This window comes from Micromonospora sp. B006 (genome assembly GCF_003408515.1).
Taxonomy (GTDB): domain Bacteria; phylum Actinomycetota; class Actinomycetes; order Mycobacteriales; family Micromonosporaceae; genus Micromonospora; species Micromonospora echinospora_A.
In genome coordinates this window covers 934,648-956,260 of the sequence record NZ_CP030865.1, presented here as the reverse complement: position 1 = coordinate 956,260, position 21,613 = coordinate 934,648, and the positions used below count along the sequence as shown (strand labels likewise).

Annotated in this window: 22 protein-coding genes and 1 tRNA gene; 7 read left to right on the top strand and 16 right to left on the bottom strand. The window is 69.9% G+C overall.

The features are described 5' to 3' along the window. The first annotated feature begins 37 nt into the window (after positions 1-37). Positions 38-1,300, top strand: coding sequence for an acetyl-CoA C-acetyltransferase (locus tag MicB006_RS04735; protein WP_116504074.1), 1,263 nt, complete (start codon positions 38-40; stop codon positions 1,298-1,300). 40 nt (positions 1,301-1,340) lie between these two features. Continuing rightward, a complete protein-coding gene (locus MicB006_RS04730) occupies positions 1,341-2,825 on the top strand; it encodes a CYTH and CHAD domain-containing protein (protein ID WP_116504072.1) in 1,485 nt (494 codons plus the stop codon). A gap of 94 nt (positions 2,826-2,919) precedes the next feature. Here the strand turns inward: MicB006_RS04730 and MicB006_RS04725 are convergent, their stop codons facing one another. Together MicB006_RS04725 and MicB006_RS04720 are read right to left on the bottom strand one after the other, a co-directional pair. Then, positions 2,920-3,240 (bottom strand): hypothetical protein, encoded by a 321-nt coding sequence (locus tag MicB006_RS04725; protein ID WP_116504070.1) that lies wholly within the window; start codon positions 3,238-3,240, stop codon positions 2,920-2,922. Positions 3,241-3,257: 17 nt separating this feature from the next. Further along, positions 3,258-4,016: a Bax inhibitor-1/YccA family protein gene (locus tag MicB006_RS04720; RefSeq protein ID WP_116511175.1), complete on the bottom strand. Its 759-nt coding sequence runs from the start codon at positions 4,014-4,016 to the stop codon at positions 3,258-3,260. Positions 4,017-4,575: 559 nt separating this feature from the next. Between MicB006_RS04720 and MicB006_RS04715 the strand changes: the two genes are divergently transcribed. From MicB006_RS04715 to MicB006_RS31630, 3 genes are all read left to right on the top strand, one after another. Beyond that, the gene (locus MicB006_RS04715) at positions 4,576-5,418 is read left to right on the top strand and encodes a BTAD domain-containing putative transcriptional regulator (RefSeq protein WP_116504069.1); all 843 of its coding nucleotides are present in this window, start codon (positions 4,576-4,578) and stop codon (positions 5,416-5,418) included. A gap of 878 nt (positions 5,419-6,296) precedes the next feature. Further along, positions 6,297-6,614, top strand: coding sequence for a hypothetical protein (locus MicB006_RS31635; RefSeq protein ID WP_152037823.1), 318 nt, complete (start codon positions 6,297-6,299; stop codon positions 6,612-6,614). A 17-nt stretch (positions 6,615-6,631) separates the two neighbouring features. Further along, positions 6,632-6,952, top strand: a complete 321-nt coding sequence (locus tag MicB006_RS31630) for a hypothetical protein (RefSeq protein WP_152037822.1) — start codon at positions 6,632-6,634, stop codon at positions 6,950-6,952. Positions 6,953-7,188: 236 nt separating this feature from the next. Here MicB006_RS31630 and MicB006_RS04710 read toward each other — a convergent pair whose 3' ends face one another. The 4 genes from MicB006_RS04710 to MicB006_RS31625 all read right to left on the bottom strand — a co-directional run bounded on the left by MicB006_RS04710 (position 7,189) and on the right by MicB006_RS31625 (position 10,643). Next, the gene (locus MicB006_RS04710) at positions 7,189-7,830 is read right to left on the bottom strand and encodes a hypothetical protein (RefSeq protein ID WP_116504067.1); all 642 of its coding nucleotides are present in this window, start codon (positions 7,828-7,830) and stop codon (positions 7,189-7,191) included. Then, on the bottom strand, positions 7,820-9,097 hold the full coding sequence (locus MicB006_RS04705) for a hypothetical protein (RefSeq protein WP_116504066.1): 1,278 nt from the start codon (positions 9,095-9,097) through the stop codon (positions 7,820-7,822). The genes MicB006_RS04710 and MicB006_RS04705 overlap by 11 nt, the downstream gene beginning before the upstream one ends. Next, on the bottom strand, positions 9,094-9,846 hold the full coding sequence (locus tag MicB006_RS04700; protein ID WP_116504064.1) for an ATP-binding cassette domain-containing protein: 753 nt from the start codon (positions 9,844-9,846) through the stop codon (positions 9,094-9,096). The genes MicB006_RS04705 and MicB006_RS04700 overlap by 4 nt, the downstream gene beginning before the upstream one ends. Before the next feature lie 485 nt (positions 9,847-10,331). After that, positions 10,332-10,643: a hypothetical protein gene (locus MicB006_RS31625; RefSeq protein WP_152037821.1), complete on the bottom strand. Its 312-nt coding sequence runs from the start codon at positions 10,641-10,643 to the stop codon at positions 10,332-10,334. Positions 10,644-10,835: 192 nt separating this feature from the next. Here MicB006_RS31625 and MicB006_RS31620 point away from each other — a divergent pair, with 192 nt between their 5' ends. Then, a complete protein-coding gene (locus MicB006_RS31620) occupies positions 10,836-11,150 on the top strand; it encodes a hypothetical protein (RefSeq protein ID WP_152037820.1) in 315 nt (104 codons plus the stop codon). A 157-nt stretch (positions 11,151-11,307) separates the two neighbouring features. On the opposite strand, the gene MicB006_RS04695 is transcribed toward MicB006_RS31620, so the two are convergent. Then, positions 11,308-12,153 carry a Bax inhibitor-1/YccA family protein gene (locus tag MicB006_RS04695; RefSeq protein WP_116504063.1) on the bottom strand — a complete coding sequence of 282 codons (846 nt, stop codon included), beginning with the start codon at positions 12,151-12,153 and terminating at the stop codon, positions 11,308-11,310. A 110-nt stretch (positions 12,154-12,263) separates the two neighbouring features. Beyond that, positions 12,264-12,344: transfer RNA gene (locus MicB006_RS04690), tRNA-Leu, on the bottom strand. Between the two features lie 89 nt (positions 12,345-12,433). On the opposite strand from MicB006_RS04690, the gene MicB006_RS04685 reads away from it, so the two are divergent. Then, on the top strand, positions 12,434-14,260 hold the full coding sequence (locus MicB006_RS04685; RefSeq protein WP_116504062.1) for a hypothetical protein: 1,827 nt from the start codon (positions 12,434-12,436) through the stop codon (positions 14,258-14,260). Positions 14,261-14,353: 93 nt separating this feature from the next. On the opposite strand, the gene MicB006_RS04680 is transcribed toward MicB006_RS04685, so the two are convergent. The 8 genes from MicB006_RS04680 to MicB006_RS04645 all read right to left on the bottom strand — a co-directional run bounded on the left by MicB006_RS04680 (position 14,354) and on the right by MicB006_RS04645 (position 21,460). Continuing rightward, complete coding sequence (locus tag MicB006_RS04680) at positions 14,354-15,685, bottom strand: NAD(P)/FAD-dependent oxidoreductase (RefSeq protein WP_116504060.1); 1,332 nt, start codon at positions 15,683-15,685, stop codon at positions 14,354-14,356. A 103-nt stretch (positions 15,686-15,788) separates the two neighbouring features. Next, complete coding sequence (locus MicB006_RS04675; RefSeq protein WP_116504059.1) at positions 15,789-16,352, bottom strand: hypothetical protein; 564 nt, start codon at positions 16,350-16,352, stop codon at positions 15,789-15,791. Then, entirely contained in the window at positions 16,349-17,710 is a 1,362-nt protein-coding gene (locus tag MicB006_RS04670) for a DUF58 domain-containing protein (RefSeq protein ID WP_116504058.1), read from the bottom strand. The genes MicB006_RS04675 and MicB006_RS04670 overlap by 4 nt, the downstream gene beginning before the upstream one ends. Next, positions 17,710-18,708 carry a MoxR family ATPase gene (locus MicB006_RS04665; RefSeq protein ID WP_116504056.1) on the bottom strand — a complete coding sequence of 333 codons (999 nt, stop codon included), beginning with the start codon at positions 18,706-18,708 and terminating at the stop codon, positions 17,710-17,712. Before MicB006_RS04665 ends, MicB006_RS04670 begins: the two co-directional genes overlap by 1 nt. Then, entirely contained in the window at positions 18,708-19,292 is a 585-nt protein-coding gene (locus tag MicB006_RS04660; RefSeq protein WP_073824945.1) for a hypothetical protein, read from the bottom strand. Before MicB006_RS04660 ends, MicB006_RS04665 begins: the two co-directional genes overlap by 1 nt. Next, on the bottom strand, positions 19,289-20,020 hold the full coding sequence (locus tag MicB006_RS04655) for a DUF4129 domain-containing protein (RefSeq protein ID WP_116504055.1): 732 nt from the start codon (positions 20,018-20,020) through the stop codon (positions 19,289-19,291). Before MicB006_RS04655 ends, MicB006_RS04660 begins: the two co-directional genes overlap by 4 nt. A 20-nt stretch (positions 20,021-20,040) precedes the next feature. Further along, entirely contained in the window at positions 20,041-20,754 is a 714-nt protein-coding gene (locus MicB006_RS04650) for a uracil-DNA glycosylase (protein ID WP_116504054.1), read from the bottom strand. Between the two features lie 19 nt (positions 20,755-20,773). Next, the gene (locus MicB006_RS04645) at positions 20,774-21,460 is read right to left on the bottom strand and encodes a dienelactone hydrolase family protein (RefSeq protein ID WP_116504052.1); all 687 of its coding nucleotides are present in this window, start codon (positions 21,458-21,460) and stop codon (positions 20,774-20,776) included. Between the last annotated feature and the right edge of the window lie 153 nt (positions 21,461-21,613).

Sequence of the window (21,613 nt, the reverse complement as noted above, 5' to 3'; positions counted from 1 at the left end):
CTTCCCGCGCATGTTACTGGCGCGTTAACGTTGGCTCATGCCGATTGAGTCGCCCCGCGACGCCGTCATCGTCGCCACCGCCCGGTCCCCCATCGGCCGCGCGTTCAAGGGTTCCCTCCGCGAGGTCCGCCCGGACGACCTCGCCGCCACCATCGTCCAGGCCGCCCTCGACAAGGTCCCGGCGCTCGATCCCACCACCATCGACGACCTCTACCTCGGGTGCGGCCTGCCCGGCGGCGAGCAGGGCTTCAACATGGCCCGGGTGGTCGCCACCCTGATGGGCCTGGACGGCCTGCCCGGCGCCACGCTGACCCGCTACTGCGCGTCCTCGCTCCAGACCACGCGGATGGCGATGCACGCGATCCGGGCCGGTGAGGGTGACGTGTTCATCTCCGCCGGTGTGGAGATGGTCTCCCGGTACGCCCGGGGCAACTCGGACACGCTGCCGCCGGAGGCGCAGGCGCTGGTCGGCGGCGGCTGGGAGAATCCCCGCTTCGCCGAGGCGCGGGAGCGTTCCGCGGCCCGCGCCCAGGGTGGCGCCGAGGTGTGGACGGACCCGCGCGAGGCCGGGCAGCTCCCCGACATCTACCTCGCCATGGGGCAGACCGCGGAGAACCTGGCCCAGGTGTACGACGTGACCCGCGAGGACATGGACGCGTTCGGCGTCCGCAGCCAGAACCTCGCGGAGAAGGCGATTGCGGACGGCTTCTGGGCCCGCGAGATCACCCCGGTCACCACGCCCGACGGCACAGTTGTCAGCACCGACGACGGCCCGCGCGCCGGGGTGACGCTGGAGGCCGTGTCCGGTCTGAAGCCGGTGTTCCGCCCGGACGGCCGGATCACCGCGGGCAACTGCTGCCCGCTCAACGACGGCGCCGCCGCCGTGGTGATCATGAGCGCCGAGCGGGCGTCCGAGCTGGGCCTCACCCCGCTGGCCCGGGTCGTCTCCACCGGTGTCACCGGGCTCTCCCCCGAGATCATGGGCCTGGGTCCGGTAGAGGCGTCGAAGCAGGCGCTGAAGCGGGCCGGCATGACCATCGACGACGTCGACCTGGTCGAGATCAACGAGGCGTTCGCCGCGCAGGTGATCCCCTCGTACCGGCAGCTCGGCATCCCGGAGGAGAAGCTGAACGTCGCCGGTGGCGCTATCGCTGTCGGCCACCCGTTCGGCATGACCGGCGCCCGGATCACCGGCACGCTGCTCAACGCGCTGGAGTGGCACGACAAGACGATCGGCCTGGAGACCATGTGCGTCGGCGGTGGCCAGGGCATGGCGATGGTGCTGGAGCGACTGAGCTGAGACCGGTTCGCCGGGGCGCGGGCCGGGTACGGGAGGCCGTATGGCGACCGTCGTGGAACGTGAGCGCAAGTACTCCGGCGACGAGGGTTTCCAACTGCCCGACCTGACCGGGTGCGGTGGCGTCGTGACCATGTCCGACGCCACCGTCTCGGATCTGGACGCGGTCTACTGGGACACCGACGACCTGCTCCTGCTGCGCAGCGGCCACGCGCTGCGCCGGCGTACCGGCGGGCACGACGCGGGCTGGCATCTGAAGGTGGGCGCGGTCGGCGGCGCGCGGGTCGAGCACCAGTTCCCGGCCGGTGCGTCCGAGGACGGCCCGCCGGCCGAGCTGGCCGCGCTGATCCGGGGCGCGTCGCGGGGCCGTCCGGTCGCGCCGGCCGCCCGGGTGGTCAACCATCGCCGGGAGCGCCGGCTGCTGGACGCGGACGGCCGGGTGCTGGCCGAGGTGGCCGAGGACGACGTCCGGTCCGAGGATCTGGTGGACGGTGCCGCGCGGACCTGGCACGAGATCGAGATCGAGCTGGTCGAGGGCGACGAAGGACTGCTCGACGCGCTGGGCGAGCGGCTGGGCGCGGCCGGCGCCCGGGAGGTGGCGGTCAGCAAGTCGCACCGGGCCGTCGCCGGCCGGATCGCGCGCTTCGACGACGAGCCGGCGGACGGCCCCGCGGGTCCGGTTCTCGGGTACGCCCGGGCGCAGCGGGACGCGATCGTCGGCAACCACGCGGCCGCGTACCAGGGTGACGAGAACGCGATCCACGACATGCGCGTCGCGACCCGCCGGTTGCGGGCGACGCTGCGGACGTTCCGGGGCCTGTGGGATCGCCGGGAGAGCGAGGCGGTCCGGGCCGAGCTGCGCTGGCTCGGCGGCGAGCTGGGCCGGGTCCGCGACACCCAGGTGATGGCCGCCCGGCTCACCGAGGCGGTGCACGAGTTGCCGGACGAGCTGGTGCTCGGCCCGGTGGCCGCGCGGATCGGTGAGCGGTTCGCGGCCGACCTGGCCGGGGCGACGGTGGCGCTGCGGTCCGCGCTGGACTCCGACCGCTATCCCGAGCTGCTGGCCCGTCTGGATCGACTTGTCGACGGCGCACCCGTCGACGTCGGCCGGCGCTGGGTGGACCGCCGGGTCGGCAAGGCGGTACGCCGCGCGGACGAGCGGCTGGACCGGGCGCTCACTGTCGACGGGCCGGCCGGGGACGCGGCGCTGCACGAGGCGCGCAAGAAGCACAAGGCCGCCCGGTACGCGGTGGAGGTGCGTGAGCCGAGCGCCGGCAGAGCGGCTGCCCGCCTGGTGAAGCGGTTCAAGGCGCTACAGGATCTGCTCGGCACCCACCAGGACTCGGTGGTGACCCGGGAGACGCTCCGGCGGCAGGCGCTCCAGGCGTACGCCGACGGCGAGAACACGTTCACCTACGGCCTGCTGCACGCGAGGCAGGCGGAGGCCGCCGGCCACGACCGCCCCGCCGTCCTGCGGGCACGCGACCGGGCAAGACGCCGCAAGGTACGCCGCTGGCTCAAGCCCTGACCGATCCCCTCCACCCCGTCGATCATGAGGTTGGCGGGGATTCGCGTCCGTTTTGTCGCCGCCAACCTCATGATCAGCCCAACAGGGGGCGGGGTCAGAGGGTGGCGCGGGTTCGGGTTATCGCCTCTGTGGCCTCGGTCAGCACGGGCTCGGGGGGCGCGGCCAGGGTCAGGTCGGCGGCGACCACGCGGAGTTGGTCGGGCAGGGCCAGGTCGCTCGGCAGCCGGGGCACATCGCGGCGCGGCTCACCCGCCGCGTCGGCGGCCAGGTTGGCGATCTCCTGGACCAGCTTGTGCACCAGGTCGGCCCGGGACACGTTGCCGCCCTCGGCCGGAGCCGACCAGCGCGGCTGCTGCCAGTGCTGCACCTGTCGGACCAGCAGGGTCACCGCCCGGTCCAGTTCCGCTGCGCTCATCGCCGCCGAGTCTACGGTCAGCGGCGTACGTAGCTGAGCAGGCGCAGGATCTGCCAGTACAGGAAGATCAACCCGACGAGCAGCCCGAACGCGCAGTACCAGGCGTAGCGGCGGGGCAGCCGGTTGGCCACCGACCGCTCGACCAGGTCGAAGTCGAGGACGAAGCTGAGCGCGCCGGCGATGATCGCCACCACCGAGAACACGTACGGCAGCCAGCCCACCCGGTCGCTGAGGCTGTAGACGGCCACGCCCTGCCGTCCGGTGAACAGGTACGCGAACAGGTTCACCAGGCCGATCGCCACGATCCCGACAAGCGTGCCGATGACCAGGCGGGCCAGGCGCGGGGTGGCGCGTACCAGCCGGGCCCGGTAGAGCGCGGCCATGCCGAGAAAGACGCCGAACGTGCCGACCACCGCCTGCACCACGATGCCCGGGTAGACCAGTTCGAAGGCGCGGCTGGCCACCCCGAGCAGCAGCCCCTGCAGCACCGCGTACCCGACGATCACCGGCGGACTGGTGATCTGCTTCAGCGAGATGACGAGCACCAGGGCGAGGCTGGCCAGCGCGCTTCCGGCCAGCGCGGCGGAGATCCACGCGGCCTCCGGCACCACCACCCAGGACACCGCCGCAGTGACGCCGGTGACCAGCAGCAGCCCCACGGTCCGGCTCACCACGTCGGCCACCGTCATCGCGTCGGCGGTCCCGACCCCGAGCACCTGCCGTTCGGCGCGGCCGACGTCGTCCAGCCGGTCCAGCACCGGATTGGCACTGCGCACCGCGACCACCTCCCGCCGACGTACCCGAGTCCCACTCTGCCCCGGGCGGGGCGGCAGGGACGGGAAAACGACGCCCGCGGCCGCGGCCATTCGGGAGAACGAGATGATCGACCCAGCACCAGTCCAACCACCGCGGCGCCGATCCACGCCACGCCGACGAACGATGCCGGCACGAGCACCCAGGCCGCAGCGGCCGAGCCCGTCGCTGTCGGGGTGGTGCTCGGGTGCCGCCCAGGGACAAGTCTTCTTCCTGGCAGGCATTGCACCGCATCGCCCTGACGTGACCGCCATCAGGACCAGGGACCGCGGCCATCACCCTTTTCGGCCGCCATAGTCCTCTACCTTTCACGAGCTGTTGATCAAGGTCCGTGAGGTCATTCGCCGGCCCTTTTGGCGGCCGCTCAAGTCCAGAAAGTGTTAGACGCCCGGCAGCCGGTCCAGCCCATCCGAATGACGTGATCACCATCAGTGACTGAGCCCCCTGCGCGATGGACTTGGCGGGGCAACCACCCTTTCTCGGAGCTACAGCTGCGTTCGCCCTCTTCAACGAACTCGCGGGATGCCGGGCCATCCGCAACCGGAAATGGCCTTGCCCGCCATCGATGGATGCGGTACCCTACAGCATACCGTCAACGGGGGCGATATGCACATTTCAAAAACAACTTTAAAGCTATTGGGCCACGTGCGCATTGGACAAATCAATTCCCGACCATGGGAAACAACCATGGTTCGCGGTTTGATTTCAGCATTGGTGGCGAACCAGGGAACGATGGTGTCAACCTACCGTCTCCTCAACTGGCTCTGGGACGAACCGCCAGCCTCCGCCGAGGCGAACATCAGAAGTTACGCCACAAAGTTGAGGCGCTCACTCGTCGACTCAACCAGCAATCTCCGCCTTGTCACTTATCGCGGGAACGGTTACGCCCTCGAATTTGACGAAGCCGACCTCGATGTCAATGAGTTCAAGAAGCTCCGGATGGCCGGGCAGCAATTAAAAGCCCGCGGCGATCTGACTGCCGCAGCTCACACGATGCGAGCCGCGCTGAGCCTCTGGCAAGGTCGAGCCGGTGACGACCTACCCAAGACCGTTAGCATGAGCATGCACGCCGACGGGCTCAATCTCGACTGGCTCAGCACGACAGAAGAACTGGCTGAGATCGAGTTCCAGATAGGCGATCTCGACGTCATGGTCGCGCGATTGATGAATCTCCTCGCGACCGACCCGGCGAGAGACCGAGGGTGGGCCCTTCTGGTGAGAGGGCAGAACCTTATCGGTGGCCACTCGTGCGCCGTGCAACTCGTCCAGAAGGCGCGCGTCGTACTCGCCCAGACAACCGGCTCGACCCAGCACCCGCATACCGACTACGCGGCGCGGCAACTGAGCAGCCGGCGTCCGGTATAAAAAACACGACTTTCCACAGGCGAAGACAATAGAACACCGGCAGCCCGGGGTGAGCAATTCTCATCTCGGGCTGTTCTTCACCGGCTCAACGGCACCGGTCGCTCAGTTATCACGCGGCCGGGCATTACATCCCCGAGTCTCAACCGATTGTTGTAGGGGGTGGCTCTAGACCGGACCGTCGGCCTGGCGGGAAGCACGCCACCCGCAACGCGTCCACGCCGCGCTCCTCGGTCACGGCCCTGCGGGACTGACGCCGCTTTCAGTAGACCACCCACCGCCCGAGCGGCCCGACCTGGTGGATCGCTTGCGTACGAGCGATATTTCCGCAAGCTGGTCGAGGCGCCGTCGCCTGCGCCCGAGCCCACCACAGCGGCCTGGCGGATGGCGGCCGGCACACGGCAGGCGCATCGCAGGTATGCGAAACATGTGCAGCGAAAAGTCAGACTTGGATTCGAAGCGAAGCAGGTCCTCGGACCGCACTTCACCTGTCACATACAGAGGGGAGTCCAATGAAGGCTAGACGCAGAGTTGCAGCGCTTGCTGTTGGCTTGGGAGCAATGGCAAGTGCGATGGGACCGACGCTGCCGGCGATGGCAGACGGCGATACCAGTCGACACTACGGCTGCGCAGCACACTGGCGTGCGACCGCAACCTGGAACGAGTGCCAGAACAGCTCGGGCGTGCAGATCAGGCTTCGGTCCGATTGCGACTGGCAAGTGGATCACGACGGCGCCTGGAAGACAATCAAGGGAACGGTTAACCCGGTAGACACGTACGAATGCCGTATCAAAGCCCTCGGCGCGTCGAACGGATTCCGTTAGAAACTTGTGACGTCTGCGCAGCTTTCGTCGGAAAAACCAGACACGAAGGGAATCCCCATGCGAGGGAGCAAGAAGCACGTCTTTTTTGCGGCGGCGACACTGGCCACCGCAGCCGCTCTTGCATATTCGGCTGCACCGGCTCTGGCCGCGGGTGACACCGCGCGCCAGCACGGATGCGCGGCACACTGGCGAAACACCGCGTCATGGAACGAGTGCCAGAACTCACCCGGCATCTACGTCCAACTGCAGGCCGACTGCAACTACACGTCCGACTACACCGGTAGATTCCGATATGTCAAGGGCTCGATCGATCCCGCGGACCAGCATGAATGCAGATACCACGTGAACAGCGCCCTGGTTGCTTTTCATTCCTGACAGAGCGGAGATATCAGATGAAAGCCATCAGGCCATTTGTGGGTCTACTGAGCGCTGTCGCCCTTCTGCCGATCTTCGCCGTCCCGCAGACGGCAAGTGCCAGCGGCGATACTCAACGGGTCCACGGCTGCGCGGCGCACTGGCGTGTCACCGCCACCTGGAACGAGTGTCAGAACAGTTCCAACATCACTGTGCAACTGCAAGTCGATTGCACCTGGGAGAGCGGGAACCCGGACTACTACTCGCCCTGGGTGACGGTGAATGGTTCCAAGGACCCGGTAAGCCGACACGAATGCATAAACCGGGCCGCGAAGGCCTGGAACGGCTTCCGCCTCTGACTCGGACAGCGGCGGTCTCCGGCGCTGAGAACCAGGACTGACCGGAGCCTTCACAACAGCTAGACCGGTTGGCGCAGGGCGCTCCGCGGGCGATGCGAAAGTTCATCGATTTCGCCCCGTCACGGGGCGCCCTGTTCGTGCAGCCCGTAGAGCGTGGACTTAACGCCAAATCCACGGATGAGACACCTGGACCGGTGCTCGGATTCGAGCACCGGTCCACTGGTCCAGGACGCGCGTCAACGGCGGAACATCACCAGGTGCCTTCCGAAGTTGAACCGCCGGGCGCTGGGGCTCGTGGCTAGGGCGGCTCCAGCGGCGAAGACCCCCACCGAGATCAGCGCCGTCTCCACCGACAGGTGAAGCATCGGGGTGGCCCACGCCTTGGGTTCGTTCGTGTGGTAACTGAACCCGAACCAGTCGTATGGGAAGAAGGCGGCTAACGGCAGCGCCCAGGCGAGCCTACGTCCGAACAGCGCCGCGGAGACGAGAGCGACTCCTGTCCAGAAGACGAGATTTCGCAACGCATCCGGGACTGCTCTTCCGACTCCACCGACGACGAGGCCGAGTCCCAGAAAGACCGCCGCCACGAGCATGCCCGCGACCAGGGCGGTGAGGTCGAACCGCCAGAGCTGTCGGCTGGCACCAGCCTCCAGCATGTCCATCTCGGACCAGATGCCGGCAGCTATCGCGGCGGCGGCCGGGATCGGAAGCACCACCCAAACCGGCATGGCCACTGATCCGGTCGCCGTCGCGGTGGGAACGGACATCTCCAACGCACCCCACACGGCGGCGAGAAGCCCGATGAGTGCGAGGACGAACGAAGTACTCCTTGCCCGGCGCGACCGTAGATAGAAGATCCTCTCAGTTCTATCCGCCACAGGTTGTCTCCCGAACGATCGCAATCTTGGACCGCGCCCAGTCCACCTGCTGCGACTCAGACGAGGTGAGCACTCGCGCCAGCTCCTCCTCGTCGTACTCGAAGCCTCCGTGGATGTCGGAGGGCTTCGGTCCGTACACACGAGCGACGATCCATTCCTTCAGGATCGTGAATGCCTCGGCGTTCCTCCGGAGGTCGAGATCATTCGTCGGTTCGCAGGCAGGCACCCCGAAGGTGTCGTTGAGCGCTGTGGACACCATGCCGCGCGTCGCTGCCCAGTCTCCGAGCACGAGGGCGAAGTCGCTGTTGCTGCCCAGAGGCCCTCGGAGCCCTTCCTCGTAGAACGTTCCGGGCACAACCAGTACGGACGAGAGAGCGCCGAGCCTCTCCGCGACGGGAACCATCCGGGCCAGGTGAACGCGCTGTTCGGGCCACACACACACCTTGGGGGTGGAGTCGGAACACAACGGTTCTTCCGGGGCGGGACGAGCCGAGCGAAGCGGCCCCGCGGCGTATATCAAAACGAGGGAGAGCACCACGGCTCCGGCGGAGGCGAGATAGGCGGCATGTTGGAACTGGTTGCCGCGCCCGAACCGCGACCACGTCCACGACCGTCCAGCCGCCGTTCTGCCCGCCGCGAGTGCCGCTCCGACGAGCGCGGCCGCCAAGGCCAGTCGCGCGAGCATGGGAACCAGCTCGACCTTGAACTGCGGAGCGCCGGACAGGACCGCGAGTTCAAGGAACGGTAGTACACCGAACCCGACGATCATGAACACCACCACAGGACCGATGAGTGGTGCCGCAATCTTGCTCTGGATGGTACGGCCCAACAGATGACCCAGCGCGCAGGTGCAGACGATCAGCACTGTGGCCAGGACCAGGTAGCCGGGCCATAGGAAGCCGCGTGGGGAGTCGCCGACCGCGGTGGTCACCGCCGCGACAGCTGTTCCCACCAGGAACGGCATGAGGCCGTAGACGACCGTCGTCGCGAGCTGAATTGCCTCCCGACGCCAGGGCGGCGAGGCCGCCGCCGCCAGGTTCTCGGTCGTTTCGGAACGGAACGCCCGGCCGGAAGCCCATGCCGCCCCGGCCGCCAGAATGATGGCGAAGTAGAACACCGGAAGCTGCGCGGCAGCACTGGTCTGGGGCCAGACACCGATCCACTCCGTGGATCGACTGAACAGCATGGAGACATCCACCAGTACGAGGAAGGGAAGCCACCACCTGAGAGGCGACCGCCGCATCTCGATAAAAAAGATCTTGGTCATGAGGGGACCTTCATCATCTCCAGCACGGAGGTGTAGCCCCGTTCGAGTGCAGTGTCGCCGCGCGCGCCCCGATGGGCGGCGTTCTCCAACTCGGTGGGCGTACCACGAAAACGGAACTCCCCGTCGTCCATGACGATGGCTTCGTCACAGGTTGCCGAGACGTCCTCGACCAAATGGGTGCTGAGGACGACGGTGGTGTCGGAAAAGGAGCGTAGGAGATCTCGGAACTCCAGCCGCTGGGCCGGATCGAGTCCCACTGTGGGCTCATCCAGCAAGATGAGCCCGGGGTTTCCCACGATCGCCTGGGCCACACCACATCGTCTGAGCATGCCCCCGGACAACTTCCGCAGCTTCGTTTTTGACTGGGCCGAAAGAGCCACCCTCTCGATGGCCTCGATCGTTGCCTTGTGAATCGTCTTCCGGTCCACCTCGCGCAACCACGCACAGTAGCGCACGAACTCATAGACCGTGAAGTTCGGAAAGAAGCCGAAGTGCTGCGGCAGGTACCCGATCTGCCGTCTGGCGAGGCGTATGTTCAAGGCTCGATCGAGCCGGTGGCCACAAATTGTCAGGTCACCTCTCACGGGAGGAACGACCGTAGCGAGCGTCCTGAGGAGAGTCGTCTTTCCGGCACCATTGGGACCCAATAGCCCAAATATTCCTTTGTCTAGCACGAGGTCGACGTTCTCCAAGACCTTCTTGGTTCCGTAGCCCTGGGTTATTCCTCGTGCTTCAATTGCTCTGGTCATACATCCAGCCCTCTGTAAAGGGGTGCCTTCCCGCGTCAATCTGGCGCGGGAAAGCACCCCTGCTATTTCGCCCTACGAGAAGGAGTTGGCAGCACTTAAGGCGCGTAGGTCACACTCAAATCGATCCACCGGATTGACGGATCCCTTCGCCGTACGCCATTGCCCACTGTAGTCGAGTTGCCAGTCGCAGTCGACTCTCAGCCTGATTTTGACACCGGGCGAGTTCTGGCACTCATTCCACGCGGCTGTGGTACGCCAGTGTGCTGCGCACCCGTACTGCCGACTGGTGTCTCCGTCCGCCATGGCCGGATTGCTCCCCGGCAGCGCAATAGCGGTACCGATCATCACGGCAACGGCCAACAGGGCCGGCTTCGTCCTCATGATTTCCCCCGTCGATTCCTGAATCAAATTCCTGCATCACAGAATTCGGCTGTTCTCGGATGCTCCCGCAGCGTACGGTCGGACCGGCCGACTATCAGGCGGATCTACTTGAACCCGAGCGCGGCACCGTTGGCCTTCCATCGGCACTCGAACCGGTCAAGCGGATTGACGGTGCCCTTCACGTACTTGTAACTCCCCGTGTAGTCACCCTGATTGTTGCAATCACTTTCGAGCCGGACGTCAACTCCGGTCGCGTTCTGGCATTCGTTCCAGGTTGCGGTCTCCCGCCAGTGCGCGGCACATCCGTGGTAGCGGCTTGTGTCGCCACCTGCCTGGGCGGGCGGTGCCACGAGAATCAGACCTGCAAGCCCTGTCATTAGTCCGATAACCGCTTTGCTCGATCGTCGCAGCTGCATGTCGGCGCTCCCTCAGTAGATTGACGACTCAGCGGGTCGGTGCTCGCATCCTGTCACCGCGGCCCGCGGGTTAGCGCCCAATATCGACAGCCTCCGCATGTCGTCCGCATACGCCGAGTCGCGCACGTATGCGCTCCAGGTGCATACATCGGCGAGGCTCGACCCGATATTGCCCAGAGCTGAGGAGGAATAGTGAATCGCAAACTCAATCTTGCTGCTGCGGGCGTGCTCGCAAGCTTCGCCGCGGCCGCGTTGTTGGTGCCACCACCCGCGCAAGCCGCCGGCGACACTTCCCGTCACAAGGGCTGCGCTGCCCACTGGCGCAAGACCGCAACGTGGAGTGAGTGTCAGAACTCCCCTGGCGTGGAGTTGCAATTCCAGGCGATCTGCAACAACTCCGGCGACTTCAAGGGCCTCTGGCGCAAGGTCACCGGAAGCCTCGACCCGGTCGACCGATTCGAATGCCGGTGGAGCGCGGTCGAGGCGTACAACGTCTACAAGTCGTGACCTCGCGGCACCCCGCGATCAGCACGCGCCGGCCGCCCGTTCGCCGGCGGGGTCGCGGGTAGCGAACATGGAAGTGCCTCTGGGCTGGAACGTGAATCCGTCGTGATCGACGTCGTTCCGCCTCAGAGGCACTTCTTAGGGGTTTGGTTCAGCGAGGTCAGTCGTCGCCCTGGAAGTAGCTGAGCAGCCGCAGGATCTCGATGTAGAGCCACACCAGGCCGACCACGATGCCGAAGGCGGCCGTCCAGGCGTAGCGCTGCGGGAGGCCCATGCGGACCCCCTCCTCGATCTGCGCGAAGTTGAGCACGAAGCTCAGCGACGCCACCACGATGCAGACCAGGCTGAACCCGATGGCCAACTTGCTGCCGTCCCGCAAGCCAGTGTTCACGCCGGTCAGGGACAACACGAAGTTGATCAGCATGACCGCGAAGAGGCCCGCCATGATCGAGACCAGGATGCGGGCGAACTTCGGGGTGGCCCGGATGATCCGCGCCTTGTAGATCATCGCCATCAGGAAGAAGACGCCGAAGGTCGCCACCACGGCTTGGAGCACGATCCCGTCGTACCGCGCCTCGAACGCCTTGCTGACCATGCCGACGAAGACGCCCTCGATGATCGAGTACGCCACCACGAGCGCCGGGTTGGCCATCCGGGAGAACGAGATGATCAGACCCAGCACCAGGCCGACCACCGCGGCGCCGATCCACGCCACGCCGACGAGCGAGTCCGGCACGAGCACCCAGGCCGCCGCGGCCGAGGCACCGAGGATGGCGAGCATGAGGACCGTCTTGACGACCACGTCGTCGAGCGTCATCGGGGTCACGGTGGGCGGGGCCACCGGCTGGCCGTAGCCGCCCGGGTAGGGCTGCTGCGGGTACTGCTGCTGGGGGTACTGCTGGGGGTATCCGGGCTGACCGTAAGGCCCGGGCTGGGCGTACCCGGCCGCCCGCTCACGCTCCGCCGCCTGGCCGAGCCGGGCGAGCACCGGGTTCGAGGTCTTCACTTCTCAGGCCTCCCTCAGGGGGTCGATCGCACGTAGACGTGCTACTCCAGGGTAAACGTGGCCGCAATCGCGCGTGCGACAGCTAGCTGTGGGAAAGCTGAGAGTTCATGTGCCCGGGGCGGGGGTCGAACCCGCACGCCTTGCGGCAGCCGCTTTTAAGGCGGCCGTGTCTGCCGTTCCACCACCCGGGCGGGTGACACCGGCGCGCCGACACGCGCGGTGCAGATCTCACCGTAGCGGCTCGGCCGCGACGCGGCGTACCCCGACGGCTGCGGCCGATATGGTCGAGGCCGTGACCAGCGCCGCCCGCACGGCCCCCCGGCCGGATCAGGTCCGGGCGGTGCGCCCGGCGGCGGTCACGCGGCGGATGGCGGCCGCCGTCCGGCGGCGCCGCGCGGACCTGCTCGTGGGGCTGGCGTTCGTCGTGCTCGCCGGCTGGCTCACCCACGGCCTCTGGCCGGCGCCGGGCGCGCGGGTGCTCGCGCTCAACCCGGCCGACCAGACACTGTACGAGTGGTTCCTGGCGCTCGACGCGCGCGCCCTTCGCGGCGAGCTGAGCCTGGTCAGCGACCGCCTGAACGCGCCGGACGGGGTCAACCTGATGGCGAACACCTCGGTCGTCGCGCTCGGCGTGCTGCTCGCCCCGGTCACGCTGGCGTTCGGGGCGCCGGTCACGTTCGCGCTGCTGGTCGCGCTCAACATGGCCGGCACCGCGCTGGCCTGGTACCTGCTGTTCACCCGTGTCCTGCGGGCCCGCCGGCTCGCCGCCGGGCTCGGCGCAGCGCTGTGCGGCTTCGGTCCGGGCATGGTCTCGCAGAGCAACGGCCACCTGCACATGACCGCGCAGTGGCTGGTCCCGGTGCTGGTCTGGCTGGTGGTCCGGCTGCTGCGCGCCGCCGACCCGGCCGGGCGCCCGGACGGCCCGGACCGCCGCCGGATGGTGTCGTCGGCGGCCGGGCTCGCCGCCGTCGTCACCGTGCAGGTCTTCGTCGGCGAGGAGGTGCTCTTCCTCACCGCGCTCACGCTGGCGGTGATGACTCTCGCGTACGGGCTGGCCGACCGGGATCTGCTGCGCCGGGCCGGTCCCGGCTTCGCCCGTGGACTGATCGGCGCCGCCGGGCTGGCGCTGCCGGTGCTGGCGTACCCGCTCTGGGTGCAGTTCACCGGTCCGCAGGGCGTCGCCGACGGGATGTTCCCGCCCGCCTACTTCTCCGCCGACCTGGCCGGGTGGACCCGCCTCTCCGCGCTGACGCTGTTCGGCAGCCCGGAGGCGGTCCGGCTGACCACCGGTCCGGCCGAGTTCACCACGTTCCTCGGCTGGCCGCTGCTGCTGGTGTCGGTCGGTTGCGCGGCCTGGCTGGGGCGGCGGCCCCTGGTGGTGGCGCTGGTGGCCGGCGCGCTGGTCACTGCCGTGCTCGCGCTCGGCCCCGAGGTCGTGGTCGGCGGCGAACGGACCGGGCTCCCCGGCCCGTACCGGCTGCTGGCCGGGCTGCCGGTGGTGGACGGCGCGCTGCCGATGCGCTTCGCGCTGGCGGTGCTGCCGCTGGTCGGCACCGTGCTCACGCTCGCCGTGCACCGGGCGCTCGGCGAATCCGGCCGAGTCCGCCGGGCCGTCCCGATCGCGGTCGGCGCGGCGGTGCTCAGCGTCCTGCCGGCACCGCTGCCCACGATGGACCGGCCGCCGCTGCCCGAGTTCGTCACCGGCGGCCACTGGCGGCAGTGCGTACGCCCCGGCGGGGTGCTGGTACCGGTGCCCACCGCCACCCCGCAGGACCCCTGGCCGATGCGCTGGGCCACCGCCACCGGCGTCGGCTTCGGCATGCCGGAGGGCTTCTTCATCGGCCCGTACGGCCGGGGCGGCTCGGCCACCATGGGCACCTGGCAACGCCCCACCTCGGCCCTGCTCGCCGACGTGGCCCGGCGGGGCGTGACGCCCGCGGTCGGCGACCGGCAGCGCCGCCAGGCCGCCCGGGACGTCGAGTTCTGGCGCGCGTCCTGCGTCGCGGTGACTGACGACGCGCCGCACGCGGAGATGCTGCGCCGCACCCTGGAACAGCTCTTCGGACCCGGTACCCGCCTCGCCGACGCCTGGACGTGGCGGTTCTGACCCCGACAGCGGTTCTGACCCCGACAGCGGTTCTGACCCCGGACACGGCGAAGGGCCCCTCCCGTACGGAAAGGGCCCTTTCGCGGACGTGCGTCAGACGCGCGCGGCGACCGGCGGGGCGGACGCCTCGGCGAACTCCTCACGCGGGTCGTGCAGCTGGCCCAGCGCGACCACCTCACGCTTGAGGAAGAACGCCAGCGTCCAGTCGACCACCACGCGCACCTTGCGGTTGAACGAGGGGATCCGCGACATGTGGTACGTCCGGTGCATGAACCAGGCCGGCCAGCCGGTCATCTTGATGCCGTAGACCTGCGCCACGCCCTTGTGCAGGCCGAGGCTGGCCACGCTGCCGGCGTGCTTGTGCTTGTAGTCGACCGGCTCGCGCCCGCGGATCACGTTGGCGATGTTGTCGGCCATCCGCGCCGCCTGCCGCACCGCGTGCTGGGCGCTCGGCGAGCAGAAGTTGCCCGGCTCCTTGGTCAGGTCCGGCACCGCGGCGCAGTCGCCCGCGCTCCACGCGCCCTCGATCACCCGGTCGCCGTCCACGATCTGCAGCGTGGGCCGGCAGGTGACCCGGCGGCGCTCGTCGCGCGGGAAGTCCGTGGCGTCGAGCATCGGCGACGGCTTCACACCGGCGGTCCAGACGATGGTGTCGGACGGGAAGCTGTCCCCGTCGGAGAGCTTGACCACACCGTCGACGCAGGACTCCAGCCGGGTGTCCAGGCGGATGTCCATGTCCCGCTTCATCAGCTGCTGCACCGTGTAGGCGCCCATGTCCCGGTCGACCTCGGGCAGCACCCGCTGGGTCGCCTCGACCAGCACCCAGCGCATCTCCTCCGGCTTCAGCTCCGGGTAGTAGCGCAGCGCGTCGCGGGCCATGTCCTCCATCTCGGCGAGCGCCTCGATGCCGGCGTAGCCGCCGCCGACGAAGGTGAACGTCAGCGCCCGGCTGCGTACCGCCGGGTCGGTGGTGGAGGCCGCCACGTCGAGCCGGTCCAGCACGTGGTTGCGCAGGTAGATGGCCTCACCGATGGTCTTGAACCCGATGCCGTGCTCGTGCAGGCCGGGAATCGGCAGGGTGCGGGAGACCGAGCCGGGCGCGACCACCACGTGGTCGTACTGGATCTCCCGGGCCGGGCCGCTGATCGGCTGCACCACGGCGGTCATGCGGTCGTGGTCGATCCGGGTGACAGTGCCGGCCACCACGGTGCACTTACGCAACTCCCGCCGCAGCGGCACGACGGCGTGCCGCGGGGAGATGTTGCCCGCCGATGCCTCCGGGAGGAACGGCTGGTACGTCATGTGCGGCTGCGGGTCGACGACGATGACCTCGGCCTCACGGCTGCTCAGCTTCTTGGACAGGCGCAGAGCGGCGTACAGGCCCACGTGACCGGCACCCACGACAAGGATCCGCTTCGGGTTCACGTCATCTATCTTTCCCCGGGGGCCCCCGGTAATCCCGCGCGAGACCCCCTTCTGTGACGGAGCACAACCGGTGTGACCTGCGCAACGTCACCGGAACGCTGCGTCACCTGCGACGCAGCAGCCAGCCCAGCAGCGCGCTCAGCCCCACCGCCACCAGCAGCCCCACCACTGTCGCCGCCTGCGAACCGTCCGCCCCGCCGACCCCACCGAGCCACGCCAGCACCACGCCGAGCACAGCGCTGGCGAGAACCACGCCGCCCGCCCGGCCCAGCCACCGGAACACCACGTCCGGGTCGATCAGCCCGTCGTAGGGCAGCAGCGCGGCGAGCGCGCAGAGCGAGTGCGCCAGGTAGAGCAGCGTCGCCACGGCGAGCAGCCGCCACAGCGCCGGCGGCCGGTCGAAGCCGAGCGTGGCCAGCAGCCAGCCGGCGACAGTCACCAGCGCGGTGAACGTCGGCCAGATCCGGCGCGGCCCGAACGCCGGCAGCACCGCGGCCACCGCCAGGGCCAGCAGCGAGCGCGCGGTGAGGGCCTGCACCGGGTACGCGAGCAGGAAACCGGCCAGCACGGTGAGGAAGATGCCGCCGCGTACCAGCAGCGGCAGCGGGCTGACCCGGGCGGCCGCGTACCGCAGCGCCCGCACCCGCTCCACCAGAGCATCCGTCATTTGAAACCCGCCTTCGGGGCGGTCGCCAGCCGGGCCACGTCGCGCAGCACCTCGTCCAGGCTGCCGGCGCCGGCCCAGCGCACCACCGGCACGCCGTGCTCGCGGAGCTGGCCGATCATCGTGTCCCGGTCCAGCCGCCACAGCCGGTACGCCACCTCGGCCCAGCCACGTTCCTTCGGCATCGGCAGCTCGGCCGGCAGCGTGTCCACCGCCACCACGAAACGGCCGCCGCGGGCCAGCCGGGCCAGCATCTGCGCCGACCGCTCGTCGAGCAGCGGGGTGAGCACCACCACGAGCGCGTCCGAGGAGAGCAGTTGCGGGCCGAAGACCTGGTCGTACGGCTCGTGCGGGGACGACTCGGCGTGCACGTCGAGCAGCCACTCCAGCACGGTCAGGTACTGCCGCCGCCCGGTGGCCGGACGCAGCCGGCGAGCGGCCGGGCCGTACTCCAGCATCGACACCCGGTCGCCGCGGTGCAGGTAGTGCTCGGCGATCGCGGCGGCGGCCCGGACCGTGGTGTCCAGCACCGACGCCGGGCCGTTCACGCCACCGGAGCGGCCCGCCTCGGCGAGCACGTCCAGCAGCACCACCACCTCGGCGTCCCGGTCCGAGAGCGTCGCCGCGACGTGCAGTTGGCGGGCCCGCAGCGACACCCGCCAGTCGATACGGCGCAGCCGGTCGCCGGGTGCGAACACGCGTACCCCGGCCAGCTCGCCGCCCTCCCCCGGCCGCCGCGACCGGTGCGCGCCGACCAGCCCGGCGGCCCGGGGCATCGCCTCGACCGCGTCGAACGGCTCGGTACGCGGGTAGACCCGGGCCCGGATCGGCTCGGTGATCACCGCGCGGGAGACCAGCAGCCCGTCGGCGGCGGCGACCCGCACCCCGGCCGGGCCGATCGGGTGCCGCCCCCACCGCAGCGCCGTGCCGGTCAGCTCCAGGTCGACGGCGCTGCCCCGGGGCACGGAGGTGACGAACGGGCGGTCCGCCCCACCGGAGCGGCTCACGTCCAGCCCGGTGCCGCCGAAGCCGACCTGCTCCACGCGCAGCCAGCGCGACATCCGGGTCCGCACCACCGCCAGGTCGTACCCGACCAGGTCCGGGTTGGCCACCGCGACGGTCGCGGCCAGCGGGGAGCCCTCGACCAGGTGGGTGTCCCCGACGCCCAGCTCCAGCTCCGGCAACCCGGCCGGGCGGCGGCGCAGCGCGTACGCGGTGCCGAGCGCGAACGGCGTGGCGAGCACCACCAGGTCGATGCGGCCGAGCAGCACCGCGGCGACGAGCAGCACGCCGGTGAGCAGCACGGCCCCGCCGAGCGCCCAGGTGGGCGCCCAGCCGCTCGCCGCGTCGGCCCGGTCCATCAGCGCCCGGCGGCGTAGCTCGGAAGCGCGCCGCTGGCCGGGGCGGGCGTGGACTCCAGCACCTCGCCGACCACGAACGCCGGGTCGACCCGGCGCAGCCACATCTCCGGCCGCAGCGTGATCCGGTGCGCCAGCGCGGGCGCCGCCACCGCCTTGACGTCCTCCGGCACCACGTAGTCCCGGTTGGCGAGCACCGCCCGGACCCGGGACAGCAGCAGCAGCGCCAGCGAGCCGCGCGGGGACGCGCCGACGAGCACGGACGGGTGCTCCCGGGTGGCGGCGGTCAGCGCCACGATGTACCGGCCGACCGAGTCCTCGACCACCACGTCCTCCAGCGCCGCCTGCATGGCGCGCAGCGTGGCGGCGTCCACCACCGGCTTGATCTCGGCCTCCTCGCGGCGGCGCGCGATCCGGCGGCGCAGCACGTCCCACTCCTCGTCGTGGGTCGGATAGCCGAACGACACCCGCAGCAGGAACCGGTCGAGCTGCGCCTCCGGCAGCGGGTACGTGCCCTCGTACTCGATGGGGTTGGCGGTGGCGAGCACGTGGAACGGCTCGTCCAGCCGGTAGGTCACGCCCTCCACCGACACCTGCTTCTCCTGCATCGCCTCAAGCAGCGCCGACTGCGTCTTCGGCGGCGTCCGGTTGATCTCGTCGGCGAGCAGCAGGTTGGTGAACACCGGCCCGGCCCGGAAGGCGAAGTCGCCGCTGCTCTGGTCGTAGAGGAACGAGCCGGTCACGTCGGCGGGCAGCAGATCCGGCGTGAACTGGAGCCGCCGGAAGTCCAGCCCGAGCGCCTGCGCGAAACAGCGCGCGGTGAGCGTCTTGCCCAGGCCGGGCAGATCCTCCAGCAGCACGTGACCACCGGCGAGGATGCCGGCCAGCACCAGCTCCAGCGCATCCCGCTTGCCGACCACGACGGTGCCGACCGCCTCCAGGACGGTCCGGGCGAGCCGGCCCACCTCGGCGGGGGCCATGCTCCGGTCCACGTCGTTCATCAGATCTTCTCCAGTTCGGCGACGATCGCCGCGAGATCGCGCGGCGACGGAGGGCGGCGGGCGGGGGTGGTGAGGAACGTCCACAGTGGCTCGCCGAGCACCGACCGGGCGCGAGCCGGATCGGACTCGCGGGTGACGCCGTGGCGCTGGCGCAGCCGCTCGTCGGCCAGCTCGCCGAGGCGGGGCAGGATGCGTTCGGTGAACCGCTCCCGGTTGTCGGCGGACCAGTCCAGCGGGCGCTCCCAGCCGTTGATCGCGGTGCGCAACGCGTCCCGGGCGGACCAGTTCCAGGTGCCCGGCTCCTCACCGGCGGGCGCCCGGGCACCGGCGCGGGGCGGCGGCGGGGGTGAGAGCGCCGTGGTGACCCGGCGTACCGCGAGGACGGCGAGCACCCCGGCCACGACGATCCAGAGCGGCACCTTCAGGCCGACAGCGCGCAGCCCGACCACTATCACCACGACGACGGCGGCGGTGACCGCCGCGGTCCGCAGCAGCGCGCGCGCCCGACCGCCGCCCGAGGGCCGCACGTCCTCCCCGGCGGGCTCCTCGCCGAACGAGAGCAGGTCGTCGATACTCGTGCTCACGACGTCTCCCCCGCCAGGCTGGTCAGCTCACCGCGCAGCCGCCGCAGCGCGGCGCGCGCCTGGTCGCGGGTGTGCTCGTCGACCGGGTGCGTGGCGTACCGGGCCTCCCGGTAGACGTGCGCGAAACCGTCGAGCACGTCGGCGCTGGCGATCGCCGGGATGCCGGCCTCCGGGTCGCCGCGCAGCAACCGGGCGACCAGGTCGGTCGGGGTGTCGCCGGTGTGCCGGGGCACGCCCGCGTCCTCGGCGGCCTCCTCCAGGCGTACCCAGCACGCGATGACAGCGGTCCGCGGGTCGGTGGAACGGTCGTCCAGTTCGACCAGCCCGGCGTCGAGCGCGGCCACCACCTCACGTGCGGTCCCCTCGGCGGTACGCCGGGTGCGCCGCACCGGCACGGCACGGGTGGTACGCCGCAGCGCACCCCGGAGCACGTTCCACAGCACGTACCCGATCGCGCCCAGCACCGCCGCGGACAGCAACGCCACGGCGGCGGTGGCCAGCCAGCCGGGCACGCCGCCCGAGGTGGACTCCCCCACGTCGCGCGGCTCGACCGGGTACGACGGCACCGCCTCCGGCGACGGGTAGTCCGGCACGTACGGGATGGTGTCGGCCGCGGGCGGGATCCGGCTGGCCCCGATGGCGGAGTGACCGGCGGCGAACGCGGCGAGCGCGAGCAGCACCGTCACCGCGGCGACCGGCCACCACCTGCGCAGTACGCCGAAATCCATCCCACCGCCTCAGGTGTTCCTCAGTCCACCCCGGCCAGGTCCTTCGCCCGGGTGAACACGTCGTCCAGCATCGCCGGCGTGAGCCGGCCGGTGAACGTGTTCTGCTGGCTGACGTGGTAGCAGCCCAGCAACTCCGGCACGGACTCGCCGGACCAGTGTGCCCCATGGCCGAACGCCGGTCGCGGCGTGGGCGGTCGCTGCCCGTACACCTGACGTAGCACCGGCCACCACGCGGCCCACGCGAACGCGCCCAGCGCGACCACGACGCGCAGCGTGGGCCGGATGAGTTCGACCTCGCGGTGCAGCCACGGCGAGCAGGTGTCCCGCTCGGCCGGGGTGGGCTTGTTGTCCGGCGGCGCGCACCGCACCGCGGCGAAGATGCGGGTGTCGCGCAGCGTCAGGCCGTCGTCGGCGGAGACGCTCGTCGGCTGGTTGGCCAGCCCGGCGCGGTGCAGCGCGGCGAACAGGACGTCGCCGGACCGGTCCCCGGTGAAGATCCGGCCGGTGCGGTTGCCGCCGTGCGCGGCCGGCGCCAGGCCGAGAATGGCGATGCGCGCCTCCTGCGGGCCGAGGCCGGGCACCGGGCGTCCCCAGTAGTCCTGGTCGCGGAACGCGGCCCGCTTGACCAGCGCGACCTCCTCGCGCCACGCCACCAGGCGCGGGCAGGCGAAGCAGTCACTGACCGCGCCGTCGAGGTCGGCCAGGTCGGTCGCCCGCGCGGCGCGGGCGACCACGTCCTGCGGGGTACGCGACTCAGCCAAGCTTCGCCCGGAACAGTTCCAGCGTGCGGGCCCAGGCGGTGGCGGCGGCCCGCTGGTCGTAGTGCTCCGGCCGGTCCTCGTTGAAGAACGCGTGCGCGGTGCCCGGGTAGTCGAACGTCTGGCAGGTGCCGCCGGCCGACTCGATGGACCGGCGTACGCTCTGCACCCCGTCGGCGGCCGACAGGCCGTCGGCCTCGGAGCAGTGGATGAGCGCGGCCTTCCCCGCATAGTCGGCCCAGTCGGCGGCCATGCCCTCCCAGGGCAGGCGCGGGTAGAACCCGGCGGTGGCCACGATGCGCTCGGAGAACGTGGCCGACCACAGGGCGAGGCTGGCGCCCGCGCAGAACCCGGCGCAGCCCACCTTGCCGGCGACCTCGGGCCGGCTCGCCAGGTATTCGGCGGCAGCGGCGATGTCGCTCGCGGCCTCGTCCATCTGGGAGCTGTTGAGCATCAGCCGCGGCTCGGTCGGCTTGACGGCCGGGCCACCGTGCCGGAAGTCTGGCGCGAGGGCGACGAAGCCGGCCTCCGCGAAGCGGTCGACCACGGCCCGTACGTGGGGTACGAGACCCCACCAGTCCTGGATGACGATGACCGCCGGGCTGGCCGCACCGCCGGAGGGTATCGCGAGATACCCCTCGCTCGTCCCCCCGTTGCCGGTGAAGCTCACCATCTCGCCCATGGGCCCGTCCTCCTTGCGGTCAGTCAACGTTGGCTGGTCGCACAGTTGGCTGTTATGTGCCGGTAGCGTGCCACGCCGTCAGCGGCCCGGGGAAGACGGAACAACAGTGGCATTCACCTCCTGTAGACCTCACAGCCGAGTAGTGGACGTCAG